16 protein-coding genes and 1 pseudogene are annotated in these 16,103 nt (G+C 65.5%); 8 read left to right on the forward strand and 9 right to left on the reverse strand.

All coding sequences use genetic code 11. The features are described from left to right. Position 1 precedes the first annotated feature (1 nt). On the forward strand, positions 2-409 hold the full coding sequence (locus tag OG405_RS14130; protein WP_327152093.1) for a hypothetical protein: 408 nt from the start codon (positions 2-4) through the stop codon (positions 407-409). Positions 410-497: 88 nt separating this feature from the next. On the opposite strand, the gene OG405_RS14135 is transcribed toward OG405_RS14130, so the two are convergent. The 4 genes from OG405_RS14135 to OG405_RS14150 are packed head-to-tail and all read right to left on the reverse strand — an operon-like array spanning position 498 to position 5,391. Then, positions 498-959, reverse strand: coding sequence for a RidA family protein (locus OG405_RS14135; protein WP_327152094.1), 462 nt, complete (start codon positions 957-959; stop codon positions 498-500). 25 nt (positions 960-984) lie between these two features. Further along, positions 985-2,370, reverse strand: a complete 1,386-nt coding sequence (locus tag OG405_RS14140; RefSeq protein WP_327152095.1) for an FAD-binding oxidoreductase — start codon at positions 2,368-2,370, stop codon at positions 985-987. Between the two features lie 4 nt (positions 2,371-2,374). Next, a complete protein-coding gene (locus OG405_RS14145; RefSeq protein WP_327152096.1) occupies positions 2,375-3,952 on the reverse strand; it encodes an N-acyl-D-amino-acid deacylase family protein in 1,578 nt (525 codons plus the stop codon). Positions 3,953-3,963: 11 nt separating this feature from the next. Further along, positions 3,964-5,391: a Na+/H+ antiporter NhaC family protein gene (locus tag OG405_RS14150; protein WP_327152097.1), complete on the reverse strand. Its 1,428-nt coding sequence runs from the start codon at positions 5,389-5,391 to the stop codon at positions 3,964-3,966. Positions 5,392-5,515: 124 nt separating this feature from the next. Here OG405_RS14150 and OG405_RS14155 point away from each other — a divergent pair, with 124 nt between their 5' ends. Then, positions 5,516-6,379: a LysR family transcriptional regulator gene (locus OG405_RS14155; RefSeq protein WP_327152098.1), complete on the forward strand. Its 864-nt coding sequence runs from the start codon at positions 5,516-5,518 to the stop codon at positions 6,377-6,379. Positions 6,380-6,482: 103 nt separating this feature from the next. On the opposite strand, the gene OG405_RS14160 is transcribed toward OG405_RS14155, so the two are convergent. Together OG405_RS14160 and OG405_RS14165 are read right to left on the reverse strand one after the other, a co-directional pair. Then, on the reverse strand, positions 6,483-7,373 hold the full coding sequence (locus tag OG405_RS14160) for a class I SAM-dependent methyltransferase (protein ID WP_327152099.1): 891 nt from the start codon (positions 7,371-7,373) through the stop codon (positions 6,483-6,485). 175 nt (positions 7,374-7,548) lie between these two features. Beyond that, positions 7,549-8,896, reverse strand: a pseudogene (locus OG405_RS14165) (KUP/HAK/KT family potassium transporter); the annotation flags it as partial. Between the two features lie 254 nt (positions 8,897-9,150). On the opposite strand from OG405_RS14165, the gene OG405_RS14170 reads away from it, so the two are divergent. Beyond that, a complete protein-coding gene (locus OG405_RS14170; protein WP_327152100.1) occupies positions 9,151-9,354 on the forward strand; it encodes a hypothetical protein in 204 nt (67 codons plus the stop codon). 179 nt (positions 9,355-9,533) lie between these two features. Here OG405_RS14170 and OG405_RS14175 read toward each other — a convergent pair whose 3' ends face one another. After that, a complete protein-coding gene (locus OG405_RS14175; RefSeq protein ID WP_327152101.1) occupies positions 9,534-10,457 on the reverse strand; it encodes a cytochrome P450 in 924 nt (307 codons plus the stop codon). A 304-nt stretch (positions 10,458-10,761) separates the two neighbouring features. Here OG405_RS14175 and OG405_RS14180 point away from each other — a divergent pair, with 304 nt between their 5' ends. The 3 genes from OG405_RS14180 to OG405_RS14190 are packed head-to-tail and all read left to right on the forward strand — an operon-like array spanning position 10,762 to position 11,745. After that, positions 10,762-11,070 carry a PadR family transcriptional regulator gene (locus tag OG405_RS14180; protein WP_327152102.1) on the forward strand — a complete coding sequence of 103 codons (309 nt, stop codon included), beginning with the start codon at positions 10,762-10,764 and terminating at the stop codon, positions 11,068-11,070. Next, positions 11,067-11,423 (forward strand): DUF1048 domain-containing protein, encoded by a 357-nt coding sequence (locus OG405_RS14185; RefSeq protein ID WP_327152103.1) that lies wholly within the window; start codon positions 11,067-11,069, stop codon positions 11,421-11,423. Before OG405_RS14180 ends, OG405_RS14185 begins: the two co-directional genes overlap by 4 nt. A gap of 1 nt (position 11,424) precedes the next feature. Continuing rightward, positions 11,425-11,745 carry a DUF1048 domain-containing protein gene (locus OG405_RS14190; RefSeq protein WP_327152104.1) on the forward strand — a complete coding sequence of 107 codons (321 nt, stop codon included), beginning with the start codon at positions 11,425-11,427 and terminating at the stop codon, positions 11,743-11,745. 110 nt (positions 11,746-11,855) lie between these two features. On the opposite strand, the gene OG405_RS14195 is transcribed toward OG405_RS14190, so the two are convergent. Beyond that, positions 11,856-13,478, reverse strand: a complete 1,623-nt coding sequence (locus OG405_RS14195) for an outer membrane protein assembly factor BamB family protein (RefSeq protein WP_327152105.1) — start codon at positions 13,476-13,478, stop codon at positions 11,856-11,858. Between the two features lie 476 nt (positions 13,479-13,954). Here OG405_RS14195 and OG405_RS14200 point away from each other — a divergent pair, with 476 nt between their 5' ends. Continuing rightward, positions 13,955-14,983, forward strand: a complete 1,029-nt coding sequence (locus OG405_RS14200) for a serine hydrolase (RefSeq protein WP_327152106.1) — start codon at positions 13,955-13,957, stop codon at positions 14,981-14,983. Beyond that, positions 14,980-15,438 carry a winged helix-turn-helix domain-containing protein gene (locus OG405_RS14205; protein ID WP_327152107.1) on the forward strand — a complete coding sequence of 153 codons (459 nt, stop codon included), beginning with the start codon at positions 14,980-14,982 and terminating at the stop codon, positions 15,436-15,438. Before OG405_RS14200 ends, OG405_RS14205 begins: the two co-directional genes overlap by 4 nt. 70 nt (positions 15,439-15,508) lie before the next feature. On the opposite strand, the gene OG405_RS14210 is transcribed toward OG405_RS14205, so the two are convergent. Beyond that, positions 15,509-16,045 (reverse strand): TetR family transcriptional regulator, encoded by a 537-nt coding sequence (locus OG405_RS14210; protein ID WP_327152108.1) that lies wholly within the window; start codon positions 16,043-16,045, stop codon positions 15,509-15,511. Positions 16,046-16,103: the final 58 nt, after the last annotated feature.

Raw genomic sequence — 16,103 nt, forward strand, 5'->3', positions numbered from 1 at the left:
GATGCCCCGTGTGGTGACAATCCTCTCGACCGGCATCCTCGCCGGTGCCTTCAGCATCGTCGTGCCCGTCGCCATCTGGCCCGGCGAAGCGAAACTCACCGCGCCCCTTTTTTGTTCATCCCCGGCCACCGAACCCATGGTCGTCTCCGATACCTTCCACGACTCCGACGGCACCTACACCAACTACACCCTCTACTGTGTAGGAGACCACGGCATTCTCACCAACGAGGGCTTCGCCCTCCCCATGCTCGTGATGTTCACCGCGCACATCGTGATCGCGACGACCCTGGTGCTGCTCGCCACATTGTTCGAGACCAGGACAGAGCCTGCGCGCGACCGGCCTGTTCGAGATCCTCTCCGATCAGAACCGAATCCGCACGTCAGTACTGAAGACGACTTCGAACACTGACCCTCTCGCCACTGCTCGGCGGCGGGCACGCCTGCGCGGATCAGTTCCCCTGGCATCACATCGGTCGGCGGGGGCAGTACGGCCGCGGTCACACCTCGAACACGAACTCGACCTCCACTGCGGAACCGCGCGGCAGCTCGGCCAGGCCGACGGCCGACCGCGCATGCCTGCCCGCCTCGCCGAATACCTCGCCGAGGAACTTCGACGAGCCATCGATCACCTGCGGCTGCTGAATGAAACCCGCTGCGGAGGAGACGAATCCGACTACCTTGACAACACGGACGACGGTGTCGAGGCCGACGAGGTCGTGGACGGCGGCCAAACCGTTCAGCGTGCAGAGCCGGGCGGCGTCCGCTCCCTGATCGACGGTGACGGTGTCACCCAGTTTGCCGACGGTGGTGCAGACCCCGTCGATCAGCGGAAGCTGTCCGGAGGTGTACACGAGGTTTCCGGTGCGCACCGCGGGCAGGTATGCGGCGGCCGGTGTGGCCACGGTCGGCAGGGCGATGCCGAGCTCGCGCAGGCGTTCGGTCCAGGTGGTGGTCGTCATGTGGTCGAGAGGCCTTTCGCGTTCGTCAGGGCTGCGGGTTCGAGGGAAGGATTGCGGGATTCAGGATTCCGGCGGGGTCGAGGGCGGATCGGATGGAACGCATCAGCTGGAGATCCACCGGGGTGCGGCCGAGTCCGATCCACGGGGCCTTCGCACGTCCGACCCCGTGCTCGGCGCTGATGCTGCCGTCGTGTCGGGCGACGAGGCGTAGCACCGTATCGGTCACAGCTTCACGCTGATCGTCCGCGACATCGAGGAGATTCACATGGATGTTGCCGTCACCGATATGCCCGAAGCAGATCGCCCGCACTCCGGGGAAGGCGTCGCGCACCCGGACCGTCAGCTCCGCGAGGAAGCTTTCGATCTCGCGCAGCGGCGTGGAGATATCGAGTTTGACCGGCGGCGTCGTCGAGACCGCGCTGACCGCCTCGGTGTGGCTCTCCCGGTAGTTCCAGAGTCGGTGCGCCGGACCGTCCTCGATCGACGCGTCGACGATCACCGACTCGCCTGCTGTCAGCGCGTCGAGCAGCAACTGCTGTGCGTCCGCCTGACCCGACACCTCGACCAGCAATGCGAACGGGGTGTCCGCCGCGAACGGCGCCCGGAGCGATTTGTATTTCCTGACCAGGTCGATTCCCGACCTCGTCATCAGCTCGGCGGCCTCGAGGGTCAGACCGGACCGCTGCAGCGTGTCCACGAACCCCAGTGCGCCCCCCACTGATTCCACGCCGACAAGTGCGACCTTGGTGGCTCGCGGGGGGACCACCAGCTTCATGCGGACGCGGGTGATCACCGCGAGGGTGCCTTCGGCGCCGGCGAGCAGACCGGGCAGATCGTAGCCGACATTGTCCTTGGTGAGTTCTTTCCACCGGGCGAAGATGGTGCCGTCCGCGAGGACGGCCTCGACGCCGAGAAGCTGCGCTCGTGTATTGCCGTTCTTGATCATCCGGATGCCGCCGGCATTGGTGGAGACGATGCCGCCCATCGTCGCCGAATCGCGCGACGCCAGGTCGATGCCGAAGTCGAGTCCGTGGTGGCGGGCGGCGCGCTGTGCCTCCGCGACGGTGACACCCGCGCCCGCGTCGATCGTCCGGCCCACCGGATCGACCCGGTCGATCCGGTCGAGCCGCACCGTGCTGAGCACGATCTCGCCGTGCATCGGGACGGAACCGCCGACGAGGCCGGTGTTACCGCCCTGCGGAACGACCGCCACCCCCGCGCGGTGACACGCCGCGAGTACCGCGGCCACCTGGTCGGTGTCCGCCGGCCGCACGACGGCGGCGGTGTGCCCGGTCCAGCGGCGGGTCCAGTCCGTGACGAAACCCGAGATCAGCTCCTGCTCGGTCAATACATGAGCAGCACCCACGATTTCGGTCAACTCGTCTGTGAACGACCGGGTTTCCACTGTCATTCTCCTACTTCCTTCTACTGACCAGCTGTCCCGCGCGGGCGCCGGTGGCCGTGCCGTCCGCCACCGCGACCACACCGTTGACCAGCACCGACCGGACACCGCGCGCCAACTGCCAGGGATTTTCGAACGTCGACGTGTCCTCGACCTCGCCCGGATCGAACACCACCACGTCGGCCGCGTAGCCGGGGGCCAGCGTTCCGCGGTCGGCGACGTCGATTCGTGCCGCGGGCAGCGTCGTCATCTTCCGGACGGCCTCCTCGAGCGGCAATACCTTCTCTTCCCGCACGTACCGCCCCAGAACGCGGGCGAAGGTGCCGAAACTACGCGGGTGCGGACACCCCGGGCCGGTGGCGGTGAGCACCCAGCCGTCACTGGCCACCGACACCCACGGATGCTCCAGGACCGTCCGCACATCCGCTTCCTTCATCGCATGGTTCACGATGGGCACCGAACCATGGTGTGCGGCCAGGATGTCGAGAGCGGCCTCGGCGGCATCGGTGCCGCGTTCGGCGCCGATCGCCGAGATCGACATGCCCACGTACTGCTGGAAGTCGCCGGCCGGGAGGTCGACGATCACCACGCCGTCCGGGTCGATGTCGCGGCCGAACCGGCTCCGCAGCTCGGCCGCGATCTTCCGCCGCTGCTCCGGTACCGCGAGCCGCGCGAGGAGGGCCTCCCGGCCTCCGTCGACGGCCCACTTCGCGAGGCGCGACGACAGATCCGTGCTCGACGCCGTGTACGGGTACACGTCGGCGGTGACGTCGACACCCCGCGCCCGCGCCGAGTCGATCAGGTCGAGTGCTGTCCGGACCGACCCCCAGTTCGCCGGGCCCATCGCCTTCAGATGCGAAACCTCCACGCGCGCACCGGCGGACTCCGCGACGGCGATGGCTTCCGTCACCGCGGCGATCAACTCGGATGCCTCGTTACGCACGTGTGTCGAGTACAACAGCCCGGCCTCGGCCGCGACACGAACGAGGGTGCGCAACTCATCCGTCGCCGCGAACAGTCCGGGAATGTAGATCAAACCCGTCGAGAACCCGACCACCCCGGGGGCGGTGGCCGCGTCCCGGACGATATCGCACATCGTCGCCAGCTCATCCGTCGTCGGAGGGCGGTCGTGCTCGCCGATGACGGTGTTCCGGAGGGCATTGTGTCCGATTTGCAGGCCCACGTTCACCGCCGGTGCGCACGCCGTGACCGCCGCGCCGAACTCCCGCGCATCGGTCCAATCCCAGGTGAGTTCGGCCTTCCCGAAGACTCCGGCGCCGGGCGGCGCGCCACGATGCCGATTCGGGAAAGGCGAGTGACCGCAGTTCCCGGTGATCAGCGTCGTCACTCCCTGGACGAGCTGGGTCTCGGCGGCCGGATGGCCGGGAAGGGTGAAGTCGGCGTGCGAGTGCAGGTCGATGAATCCCGGTGCGACCACGGCGCCGGTAGCATCGATCGCCGTGTCCGCGCGGTACGGCCCGTCACCGATATCCACGATGCGACCGTCGCTGACGGCCACGTCGGCGCGGCGAGCTGCCGCACCGGTCCCATCGACTATCGACCCTCCGGAGATGACGATGTCGTAGCGCAAGATGTTGTCTCCTAACGGGTTTCGATGTACATGATCGCGACGTACATGACCGTCGCCGGTATCAGCAGGCACCACCCGGTGATCAGCATGTTCTTCAGGCTGGTCGACCTGGCGAGGCCGAGCGCACCGAACTGGTTGGCGTTCGGGAACGGTCCGTACGTGTCCGCCTTCGACGCGAACAGCAGCACGATCACCCAGGTGCCCACACCGACACCGACGGTGCTCGCCAGCTCCCCGAACAGGTTGTCGAGCAGGACCACCTGCGCGGCGGTGGCGCCGGGCACCCCCACCCATCCCAGCAGTGCGATCGCGACCGCGAAGGGGAACGGTCCCAGGTTCTGCAAGCCGCTGCCATAGGAGTCGAGCACGACAGTGAACGGGTCGATGAGATTCACCGCGTTGAACAACACCGCGAGCAACCAGAACAGCAGGAAGATGCTGATCAGCGACGCGGCACCGGCACAGACCCGATCGGCGATCCGCCTCGGCGACAAACCACCCGCCAGGCCGGTAGCCATCGCCAGGACCGGCAGCGCGAGCAGCGGGAAGGCAGTGCCCGCCGAGGTCACGGTCGCGTAGACGACACTCACCAGCAGTGCGACGCCGAACACGGCCGTCGCACGGGACACATGTGGGTTGGCCACCTCGGTCTCCGACTCGAGTTCCGATTCGTCGTAGAAGTCGTCCTCGTGCTCGGTTCGACGCTGCATCCACGGCACGATCACCAGGCCCAGGACCAGCGACAGCAACGCCAGCGGCCCGGCTCCGTAGAGCACGAACTGCAGGTACCCGACCTCGGCGGCGTCCATGATCGCGACGTTGGAGCCTGCGAACGGTGCGAGCGCGAGACCCGCGCAACCGCCGATGAAGATGGTCGACGCGGTCGCGCTGCGCGTGAACCCCATCTTGGCCGCGATCGGCAACAGGAGCGGCACGGCGATGGCGAGGGCGCCGGCGAGTGTGCCCAGTGCGGCGACCAGGATCAGGCAGGACATCATCATGCCGAGGGCGACCGCGGTGCGACTCCTGTCCCCCGCGACGCGCATCACCGCGCGCACGATCTGGGTGGCCACACCGGTGGCACGCAACACCTCCGCGAGACCGGCGCCCAACATGATGATCAGGCCGATCATCGTGATCTGGTCGCCGACCGACTCCCCGAGGAGAGCGGCTGCCGCAGTCGGTGCCGGCATCAGGATCAGCAGTGCCGACGCGATCGCGACGACCGTCGCGATCATGATGTCCATACCGAGCAGCGCCAGCACCGCGTACAGGGCGATCGGCAGCAGTCCCCACATGGTGGCGCCGTCGACAACCACGCCGACGACGATCGACAGCAACAGACCCACCAGCGCGAGGCCGGTGGCGACGGGTGATGTCCGCGGTGGCGCCGCCGCGGGCGGCTTCGCCGCTACTGCGGTGTTCGTGTCGTATGCCATGGGGAGTCCTCGTTGTCAGCCACATCACCGCGATAGCGGTGCGCGAACGAGAGCTTCCTCCGACCTCACCGTCGCGTCCAAGACAGATTCTCGATCGTTGATCACTTTTCTTTATAATGGCTGGATGAATCTCCAGCGGGCCCGCTATCTCGTCGCGGTGGCTGAGCACTCCAGCTTCACGCGGGCCGCCGGGGCACTGCATGTCGCCCAGTCCGCGCTGAGCCAGCAGATCAAAGTGCTCGAACGCGAGGTAGGGGTGACGTTGATCGACCGGAACGGACCGCGGATCGGACTCACGGATGCGGGCGTAGTCGCCGTTCGTGAGGCGCGCTTCCTGCTCGTTGCCGCGGAAAGGGCACTGATGCGGATCCAGGCCGCCGCCGGCGGGAGCGCGACACTGCGATTCGCGCATACCCGATCCTGGGCAGGCGGCGCCATCGCCGACACCCTCGACGCGTTCCGCACGCGGTTCCCCGACGTCGCGATCGACGAACATCGAGGCTTCACGAAACGGAATCTGGAGTTGGTGCGGGAGGGTGTGGTGGATATCGCCGTGGTGCGGCCTCCCGTCGACGAACCCGATATGACCGTCGAGGTGATGGACCGCGAACAACTACTACTGGCCGTTCCGGCGAACCACCCGTTCACAACCATGGACCGGGTTCGACCGGAGCAACTGGTCGACGAGCCGGTCGTGTTCTGGCCGCGCTCCAACGGACCCGGCATGTACGACTCCATCGTCGAACAGATGTGGCCCGACACTGCACCGCGCGTGGTGCGCAGTGAAGCCGACGACGAACAGGTCCTGCACGCTGTGGGGGCGGGAGTGGGGATCGCCCCCATGCCCGCCGGACGCGCGAACACCTATCGCGTTCCCGGCGTCCATCTCTGCCAGCTCGACGGGCCCCCGAAGTATCTGACCGTTGGGATTGCCTATCGCCCCGACAACCCCAACGCGGCTCTGCGAGACTACCTCGATTTGATCTGAGCAGAGGCGGCCCCCGATCGCTGCTCAGCCGCAGGAGGCGCAGGGACAGCAGGTCCTCTTCTGTGGAACGCTTGACCTCAACAATGATCGAGTTCGGGAATACTCAGCGGCTCGCTCGTAATATGCGGACCGGGCGCAGCGCCTGGGGTGGTTCGTCCTCGAATTCCGCCGATCCATCGAGGTACTCAGCGATGAGGTCCGCAGCGGACTGGTCTTCGACGTCGGTGAAGCCGAGCGCGCGTAACTGTGCGGCGATGTCGTCAGGAGTGAAGTAGCTGAACCAGGGTTCGCCGACAGCTGCCGCGCGGTTTGCGCGGACCTGCAGCTGCGCGCGATCCTCGTCGGTGTCTGCTGACTGCAGGTAGTCGAAGATCACCTCGACCGGCCCGGATCGACCGGCAATGTATTCGAGGGTAGTGCGGGCGGCGTCCGGGGTCAGATAGAAGACGACACCGAGCCACACGAATACGGCCGGATCGGTCCGGCTGAATCCGGCGGCATCCAATCGTGTTGCCAGTGTGTCGATTTCGAAGTCGACCGGCACGAAAGTCAACCGCTCCGGCTGGTCGATACCGGATGCGGCGAGACGTTGGCGTTTCCACGCTTGGGTAGCGGGATGGTCGACCTCGAATACCCGCAGGCCGGGATGCGGGTTGCGGTAGGCGAAGGTATCCAGGCCCGCGCCGAGGATCACGACCTGTCGCATGTCGGCAGCGACGGCTTCGGCCACCCGATCCTCGGCGAAACGGGCACGAGCAGCAAAGAACAGGCGGCGCGGCCGATCACTGACAGCCAGCCGCTGGATTCCCGGACCGACACCGCTACCGGGATGATCCTCTGCGGGCCGGCCCAATTCGGTCAGTTCATCCACGGTGGCACCGAGTAGACGTGCCGCCAGCGGATCGGTAAGAATCTTTGGCCGGTCGGCAATTTGATGATAGGCACGGGCGTAGGCAGCCGCGAGCGCGGTCCGGCTGGGTCCCTCATTGTCCATACTCACGAAACTACTCACGATCACATACCAGGCCATCGGGCTCCCCGCCGTGCAAACCGGCGACCCGGTGCGGTGGCGACGGGAATTCACTGACGTGGCTCAGCCGGCGGGGATGTCGGGTGGTATCGCGAGTGGAGTCGGCCACCGGCCGGCTATTCCTCGGTGAGTTCATCGAGAAGTCGGCGGCGTCGGAGGTGATGAAGGAAGTGGCGATGAACAGTCGCTTACGCCAGGCCGCCATCGTGTTCGCGTCGCCTTTCTTCAGTTCGATCTTGGACGGGAAGTAGGAGGCGCCGTCCACTGAGATCGGTCCTTCGGTGTGGGCCGGATCCAGCCCACGCAAGATGTGGGGGACCTGCGGGGTTTCCATGTAGCCGTGATAGACGGTGACGTGGATAATGCCGTCCTCGGTGTAGCCGAGCGCGTCGATGCGGACGCGGTCGGGTTCGGCGACACGGGGAACCGGGAGAGTGTCCAGCGACAGGATCACGACGTGTTCGTGCAGGACGTGGTTGTGCTCGACGTCGGCGCGCATCGCCAGGGATGTGGTCCGGCTGCCGCTGTTGAGAAACACAGCGGTGCCAGGAACCCTGGTCAACGGTGGTTCACGGTCTCGGAGTCGATCGACGAACTCACGCAGCGGTCCCTCGGCCTTTGCCCGTGCGGCGGTGACGACGACACGGCCGCGAGCCCAGGTGATCATCACAGTGAACGCGGTGAGCCCGATCAGCAGCGGTAGCCACGCACCGTGCGCCAGCTTGGTCAGGTTCGCCGCCAGGAACAGTACGTCGATGGCCGGCAGGGGGATCGCGCCGAGCAACACCAGCCACAGCGGGGTGCGCCATTTCGCGTGGGCCACGTAGAAGAACAGCAGTGTCGTGATGGTGATCGTGGCGGTGACCGCCATACCGAAGGCGTAGGCCAGTGCCGCCGAGGACTGGAAAGCGAAGACCAGCGTCAACACCGACACCATGAGCAGCCGGTTGATCCAGGGAACGTAGATCTGCCCGATCGTCGACTCGGAGCTGTGCGCGATGCGCAGCCGCGGCAGATATCCCAGCTGCACAGTTCGGGAGGCCACCGAGAAGGCGCCGGTGATCACCGCTTGGGAGGCGATCACCGTCGCGGCGGTGGCCAGGAGCACCAGCACCGAATATTCCGACGCCGGCCAGCACGGCGGCTGCGCGACGTCCCCGCGTTCCGCCGAGACGCCGCAACAGCGTGATCAATGCCATGATCCCGCCTTCGCCATCGTTGTCGGCGCGCATCACCAACGAGATATAGGTGAGAGTGACTATGACCATCACCGACCAGAAGATCAGCGACACCACCCCGTACACGTTGGCGCTGCTGACCGGTACGGGTTGTGGATCCTCCGGATTGAACACCGTCTGCAAGGTATAGATCGGGCTGGTGCCGATATCACCGAACACCACACCCAGCGCACCCACCACCACCGCGGCACGCAGGTGGCCACGACCCGCGGTGTGCGCCGACGTACCGGACTGTGTCTCGGTCACCATCTGTCCTGCTCCTCCTCGACCGGGCACGCGCAATATCGCCCTGGTGAACCGCAAGCCCTTCGCCGGCGATCCCCCGCACGCACGCCGGGCGGGTGTCCCCATGGCCCGGCGGATACGGCGGTGGCCTCATTCAGCCAGACAGCGCCACGCACCACCACCTGCACGGCGTTCGGATTCCGTAAGGATTCCCGTCCTGGCGCCGAACGGGGAGCACAGTGAACACATCATCCATTCGGACTCTGGGAGGCATCGCCATGCCGCCACGACAGGTGTTACGACCTTTTCTGGCCAGGTACCGCTACAGCGGACCACTACTGACCCTCGCGTTCGCGGTGATCGCCTTCGTCGCCGGTGTCGGCGAGACCGGTGGTGGCTGGGCGATCGCGGCAGCACTGGCTCTGGGCGCATTCGCCGCAGCGCTGGTGTGTCTGGGCTGGGACCTATGGCTTCACCCATGACTCTCCGACACCCGCGCCCCGCGACGGGGGTGACCCGGTGGCGTGCCCGCCGCACAACCGCCCTCTGCCCACTGCCAATGCGCTGCTGACAGGTCTGGGGCTACCCCACCGCGCTGGCGACCTGCAGCGGGTTGGTCGTGATGTTCCGCCGCAACGGTCTCGCTATTGTGTTCGACAGGTCAGACGTCCCAGGTGATCGGAAGGCTCTTCACCCCGTAGATGTCCGCTGTCTCCGGGCGCAGGGCAACCTCTTCGGCCGGGACCGCCAGGCGCAGCGTGGGAAACCTGTTGATCAGCGCTGGAAACGCGACGCGCATCTCGACGCGGGCGAGCTGAGCTCCCAGGCACAGGTGAGCTCCGTGGCCGAAGGCCAGATGCCCGTCGACTCGTCTGTGGAGGTCAAGGGCGTGGGGGTCGGTGAAGCGCTCGGGGTCGCGGTTGGCGGTATGGAACGATGCGACGACCACCTGCCCGGCCTCGATCGTCCGGCCGGCCAGCTCTACATCTTCCAGCGCTGCTCTCATGAACGTCTTGGCGACGCTCAGATACCGCAGCAACTCCTCTATCGCGTGGTCGGTGAGAGCGGGATCGGCACGCAGCGCGGCGAGCTGTTCCGGATGACGCAGAAGCGCGAATGTGCCCAGGGCCAGCATGTTCGCGGTGGTATCGAGTCCGGCCGCCAGCAGCACCAGAGCCATCCCCCGTAGCTCGTCATCGGTGAGATCGGTGTCGGTGAGCTCGCTGAGCACGTCGTCGGTGGGGTGTGTGCGCTTGGCGGCAACCAGTGCCGTCAGGTAGTCGTAGGTCGCGGTTACCGCCGCTATCAGGTCCTCGTCGCTGGTTTCCCCGCTCATGAACGACTCCACGTTCTCCTGGAAGGAGCCCCGGTCCTGGTAGGGCACTCCGAGCAGTTCGCAGATCATGACGGCGGGAATGGGCCTGGCGAACGCGGTCACCAGATCCGTTGGTGGCCCGGCTTTCTCCATCGCGTCGAGGTGGTCGACGGTGATCCGCTCGATGCGTTCGGTGAGCAGCCGCATCCGGCGAGCGGTGAACTTGCTCGCCAGCGGCTTCCGATAGCGCCCGTGCTGCGGCTGGTCCATGAGCAGGAACTCACCGGGCGGTGCCGGAGGGACTTCGACGCCCGGGTAGTCGATGGTCGGGTGGAGCAGGAGCTCCTTACGTGAGCTGAACCGTGAGTCGGCCAGGACGGGTTGGGCCCGGGGCCAGCAACGGACGCGGCCGCACGCGACACAGGGAAGCTCGACCCTTCCCGGATCGAGACCGGGCAAGGGCAGAGCCCGGCAGCGCCGGGTGACCACTACTCTGTGATACAGTCTAGTACTACTCAGCATTACTGAATAGCGCGTTTCGAGGAAGGGGCCCGCTACGGACAACTTGACGGAGATGTTGAAGGGAACTCTCGAGGGCTGCGTCCTCGAGATCATCGGCACCGAGGAAACCTACGGATACGCCATCACGCGTCGGCTGAACGAACTCGGTTTCACCGACATCGTCGAAGGCACGGTCTACGCCATCCTTCTCCGACTGGAGAAGAACGAGCTGGTCGCGGTGTCGAAGCGGCCCTCGGAAGTCGGGCCGGCACGCAAGTTCTTCGCACTAAACGACGCGGGACGCGAAGAGCTCGCGAAGTTCTGGGCGAAATGGGAATTCGTTTCAGCACGCATCAACGAGCTCAGGGAAAGTGACACATGAACTTCTGGGAGACAATCACGGGAAGCGATCTCACCAGGGAATACAAGGCCTTCGAGGCCCGGGCCGGTGCTCTTCCGGCCGAATATCGAGCGGCGTGGGAGGAAATCACGACCCACCTGTTCGCTCGCTCGGGTGGCACGGGTCGGAACCTGATGCCGATCCTCGACGGCGCACTGGGGCTGCTCGAAGAAGCAGCGTCGGAAGGTCAGCGGGTCGATGAAGTGCTGGGCGCCGACGTCAAAGGCTTCTGCGCGGCGATCGCCGGCGAAGAAGGCGCCAAGACCTATCGCGACAGATGGCGCGAACAGCTGAACAGCAATGTCGCCGAGAAACTGAGCAGGCTGGGAGACTGATATGGGAATTCGCGAAATCATCGAAGGCAAGAAGCAGTGGCGGGCGCACAAGGCACGGGTCGAGGCGCTCCCACCCGATTACCGGATCGTCTACGAGGAAATCCAGAAATACTTGTTCAAGGTCGGCCCGGTCGATCTCGCCGACGGGAACCTGCTGTCGGGGCTTGTCGAGTTCTTCGAGGAAGGAGCAACGACCGGTAAAGGGGTCATAGAATTGATCGGCAACGATATCGCAGCCTTCTGCGATGACCTCATAAAGGACTCACCGACCTATGCCGACATCTACCACGAGTCCGTCAGCAAGGAAATCGGCAACCGCTGACCAGCCCGCTGAGCCGCGCCAGCCCATAGCCGATGACGCCGAACGCCTCGGTTGCCCTCTCCTCGAAGTCTTCGTCCTGCTTTGTTCCGACAACTCGCAATCCGAACAGGTCAGGGAAGACCGAAGGCCAACAGGACATTACCCGGCATACCGGTGGTGATCTGTCGGCCGTAACCGGAATTGGTGAACAGCATGCCGTTCGCGACGACGGCGCCATGACCGCTGATACCGCCGCCGACACCCGGCACCCCGTTCACGGTGTGAAAGTGCCGTGCCGTGTTGTATTCCCAGAGGACGGCGCCGGTCTCGGCGGAGAAAACGCGCATCTTGCCATCCAGACTGCCCTCGTAGACCAGGCCGGGTGTCGACGAGACGGCGTTCGGCATGGCGAGCTGGCACAGCGGAAGCATCGGAATCGGCGGTGGATCGAACAGGCAACCGTGGGCGGGATTCGGCGTGCTCCAGATGACCTCGCCGGTCGCCGGGTGCAGCGCGAAAAGTGTGCCCGGCGTGCCCTGATAAGTGGCGACATATAGGCGGTGGCCGTCGTAGCTGGCACCCCATTGGATACCTTGCAGTGACTCCGACCCCGGGATGGGCAGCACCGGTGTCGGCGTGTTCAACCTGGTCTGCCAGACGATCTCGCCGGTGACGGCGTCGAGCAGATGGTAGACACCGCTCTTCTGGCCCGCGCCGACGACCGAGCGGTCACCGATCTCGAAAATGTTCGGCTGCGAACCGAAGTCGAAATCGTGACCGGGCTCGGGGCAGTTGCCGCCCGGAGGCGGATAGGTGCAGCGGCCGTTCCAGGGGGCTTCCCCGGGAGTCATCCGGCGGACCCACCGGGCGGTTCCGGTGTCGATGTCCAGCGCGCCGATCGCTTCCGCACCCTCGGGACGACCGGTGTAGGGGTTGCCCGCGGTGTAGTACAGCGTGCGCGACTCCGGGTGGATCGTGGGTGACGACCACACCGGCGCACCGCTGGGGGCAAATGGCGGCGACCCACTGGGGGTCGGCTCCGGTGGCGGAATCGTGTAGTGCTGCCATCGCACGTTGCCGGTCGCGGCGTCGAGTGCAACAACACTTCCCCGGAAGGTGCAACACGGGTACAGGTCGCTGGTGGCGGTACCCAGCTCTTGACTGGACACACCGACATAGACGTGACCGTCGAACACGAGGGGTGAACCGGTGATGATCGCGTAACGATGGTTGTCCAGTTGACGGACCCAGCGCTGGGCACCGGTCTGTGCATCGAGAGCCCACATCCTGGCCGAGTTGTCGCCGAAGTAAACCGTTCCATCGACGACCGCGGGCCCGTTGCGCAGCCCGTACGTCGGGAGGTTTCCGCCGAGGGGTGTCTCGGCTCGGAACGACCACCGGATCGCACCGGTATGCACGTCCAGCGCATAGAACGTCCCGTTGCGGCCGCCGACGTAAACGGTTCCGTCCACGACTGCCGGCTGGCTGGAAGCGGCGATCGAGTCGGGGAACGCGAACGCCCACTTCAGCTGCAACGAGGACACTGTGGCCGCCGTGAGAGCGGTCTCGTGTGGATTGTGCCGGGAACCGGCAAGGTCGAACTGCCACATCGGCCAATCATCATCGGTGCCGACAGGTGGCGCGGCGCTCACGACGCTGGCGTTCGGCACCAGCAGGACAGCCGCGGCCACAAGGATCGGTAACCGCAAAAACGCTGTCTTCCACAGTCCGAATGCCCAAGCCGCGAAGGTCATTGCCAAAGTATTTCCATGCCAAAGTCTCTTCATGCCAAGGTCTTTCCGTCTCGGTGATCGAATCTTCCCACTCCTGAGGCCGGCGATTTTCAGGCCGAGGACGAATTGTCGGAATTGTTATCTGCGCCGGCCCCGGACTCTCCCGAAGTCGGCGCCAGGTCGACCGTCGCCGGACGATGGCTCGGTCAGGTATGGGCTTGCTGATGTGTGGACGTTTGTCGAGGTACCGGCCGGGTCGTCCTCGGCCGGCGGCGAAGTGCACATCGATATCGCGGACACCGGGAAGCGACACCTACTGCGGTATATCGAGGGTGCCCGCAGCCGGAGACAGAGCCGATCGTCATATCGGCGTGGCCATCGCAGATCTCGCCGCTGACAGGTCCCGCACGGCTCTGCTGAACCTCGACATCCAGCGACACCAGGGGTACATTCTGTTTATTCGGATTTACGGATTTACGGACTTTCAGGAGATCGAGATGTTGCGCAAGCTCACCATGGTCGTCGTGGCAGCGCTGCCTGTGCTCGCGGGATGCACCAGCGATGCGATCGGGGACCACCCGTGCGCTCCGATCCCGGCCCCGGGGGTCACGTCGGCCGAGGGATGGCTGGGCCGGATCAGCGCGGAGCCGGACAATATCTCGATCGCCGTCGACGACGGAAAAGGACATACTGCCGGTCGGCGCGGCGACGACCAGCAACCCATCGCGTCGGCAATGAAGGTCGTCCCACTCGCTGCCTATGCCCGGGCCGTCGCGACCGGAACACTCGACCCGCAGGAACGCGTTCCCGTCACCGAATGGGAGCGCTGGTACCTGCCGGGCACCGACGGCGGGGCCCACGAACAGGCGCGAACCCGGATGCCCGGCGATACGGTCACTCTCGACCAGATGGTCAGCGCGATGATTCGCGAAAGCGACAACGCTGTCCCCGACTACCTGCGCGACCGCCTCGGCGACCGAGCACTGGCCGAGGCGGCCGAAGCGGGTGGGTGGGACGACTATTCACCCTCGACGAAGCTGGGCGATGTGATCCGCTTGCTCGAGCCGGGGACAGTCGACGTCTGGTCGGCAGCGCGCCGCTATGCCGCCGACCCGGTGTACCGAGAGATGATGCGGTCGAGACCGTTGCCGCCTTACCCCGTTCAAGCGTCGTGGGCCGACACCACACCCACCGCATCGGCACACCAGCTCGCATCGATGCACCGTTCGATCGCCACCGGCAGCTTCGGGCCGGGGACAGATATCGCACGGGGACAACTGGAATGGCTTCCCGCGCCGGACGGGTACGTGGCGATGGGATTGAAGGGGGGTTCGTTTCCCGGCGTGCTGGCCGATGCGTTCTATCTACGCCGCGCCGACGGTACCGCCGCGACCGCCGTTCTGCTCGATCGTCGCATGCCCGAGACCACATGGCTCACCGCGCTGCAGACTCTGAGTGAACAGGAAGTGCTCATCCGCGCCATGATGGAACCGGAGATGCTGCGCCGATTAACGTGTTCGCTATGACCGATGTCGATGCGAAACTCGCCGAGTTGGAGGCCCGAATCGAGGCGCTGGAGGGGCAGCCGCGGCCCGGCGACGCTGCCGCCCACGGGTCCATCGAATATCGCGGTCACGTCGATTTCGCCGGCGAGGTCAACTGGACCATCCGATACAGCGCGGCAGCGGTGCTCCAACTATCCGCCACTGCCCGTGGGGAAGTACTGGCCGCGCTGGGACATCCGGTTCGGCTGGCGCTGGTCCAGTTACTGCTCGACGGCCCGTGCACCGGGACCGAGATGGCCGAAGCCGTCGGCCTCACCTCCACCGGGCAGCTGTATCACCATGTGCGCGCGCTGTCGTCGGCCGGAATCATCGAACAGCACAGCCGCGCCACCTATCAGATACCGCCGCCGAAAGTCGTTCCGGTACTGGTGTTGATGACCGCAGCGGCCGATATCGCCGACCTTCTCGGCCGCTGATCAAGCCGCACGCGGTCGCCAGGCGGTGGTGGCTGACAATTCCAGCACCTTGCTCTCGGTCTCGGTGTCCTCACCTGCCCGTGATCGCATGGTGAATGATCTGTGCCATGACCTTCTGTGTTTCTGTCGTGGCGATGCCCTCGGTCTGCATTCCCTTCTGATGTGCCGCGACGTGTGCGAGCATCGACACCAGTACTGCCCCGATGGCTCGCGGCTCCGCCGAGGTCGTTTCACCGCTGTGCGCACGGCACCTGCCGGCGGCACGGGTGATCTCGTCGGTGACCTCGCTGAGAAACCGGAGACGCAATTCGTAGAAGCGCCGATCACCCTCAGCGAGGAAAATGTCGAGCACCCGGAGTACTGCCATGTGCTCCGCCCAGAACGAGAGGAATTCCGACGCGAGTGCCTCGGAGGAGGCATACGCCGACGGCCCACTCCAGTCGGTCTCCCGGACGATCTTTGTCATACGTCCCCCCTCGTCGATGACGAGCCTCACCAGTTCCAGTGCAGCCGAGGCTATATCCGGGAAGTACTGATAGAAGGTCGCGGTACTCGTCTGTGCCTCGGTGGCGATATCCGCCACCGTGATCTCGTGGTACCTGTGCACCTGAAGTAATGCGGACGTCGAATCCAGCAACTTTGTGCGCGTCGCCAGGCCCCGAGCC

Source organism: Nocardia sp. NBC_01329 (assembly GCF_035956715.1).
Classification (GTDB): Bacteria; Actinomycetota; Actinomycetes; order Mycobacteriales; family Mycobacteriaceae; genus Nocardia.

Bases quoted from the DNA above. Each gene is read 5' to 3' on its own strand.
- OG405_RS14185 (WP_327152103.1), top strand. From the start codon at position 11,067: ATGAACTTCTGGGAGACAATCACGGGAAGCGATCTCACCAGGGAATAC.
- OG405_RS14150 (WP_327152097.1), bottom strand. From the start codon at position 5,391: ATGGCATACGACACGAACACCGCAGTAGCGGCGAAGCCGCCCGCGGCG.
- OG405_RS14170 (WP_327152100.1), top strand. From the start codon at position 9,151: ATGCCGCCACGACAGGTGTTACGACCTTTTCTGGCCAGGTACCGCTAC.
- OG405_RS14200 (WP_327152106.1), top strand. From the start codon at position 13,955: ATGTTGCGCAAGCTCACCATGGTCGTCGTGGCAGCGCTGCCTGTGCTC.
- OG405_RS14130 (WP_327152093.1), top strand. From the start codon at position 2: ATGCCCCGTGTGGTGACAATCCTCTCGACCGGCATCCTCGCCGGTGCC.
- OG405_RS14180 (WP_327152102.1), top strand. From the start codon at position 10,762: ATGTTGAAGGGAACTCTCGAGGGCTGCGTCCTCGAGATCATCGGCACC.
- OG405_RS14175 (WP_327152101.1), bottom strand. From the start codon at position 10,457: ATGGACCAGCCGCAGCACGGGCGCTATCGGAAGCCGCTGGCGAGCAAG.
- OG405_RS14205 (WP_327152107.1), top strand. From the start codon at position 14,980: ATGACCGATGTCGATGCGAAACTCGCCGAGTTGGAGGCCCGAATCGAG.
- OG405_RS14160 (WP_327152099.1), bottom strand. From the start codon at position 7,373: ATGGACAATGAGGGACCCAGCCGGACCGCGCTCGCGGCTGCCTACGCC.
- OG405_RS14190 (WP_327152104.1), top strand. From the start codon at position 11,425: ATGGGAATTCGCGAAATCATCGAAGGCAAGAAGCAGTGGCGGGCGCAC.
- OG405_RS14195 (WP_327152105.1), bottom strand. From the start codon at position 13,478: ATGACCTTCGCGGCTTGGGCATTCGGACTGTGGAAGACAGCGTTTTTG.
- OG405_RS14140 (WP_327152095.1), bottom strand. From the start codon at position 2,370: ATGACAGTGGAAACCCGGTCGTTCACAGACGAGTTGACCGAAATCGTG.
- OG405_RS14155 (WP_327152098.1), top strand. From the start codon at position 5,516: ATGAATCTCCAGCGGGCCCGCTATCTCGTCGCGGTGGCTGAGCACTCC.
- OG405_RS14135 (WP_327152094.1), bottom strand. From the start codon at position 959: ATGACGACCACCACCTGGACCGAACGCCTGCGCGAGCTCGGCATCGCC.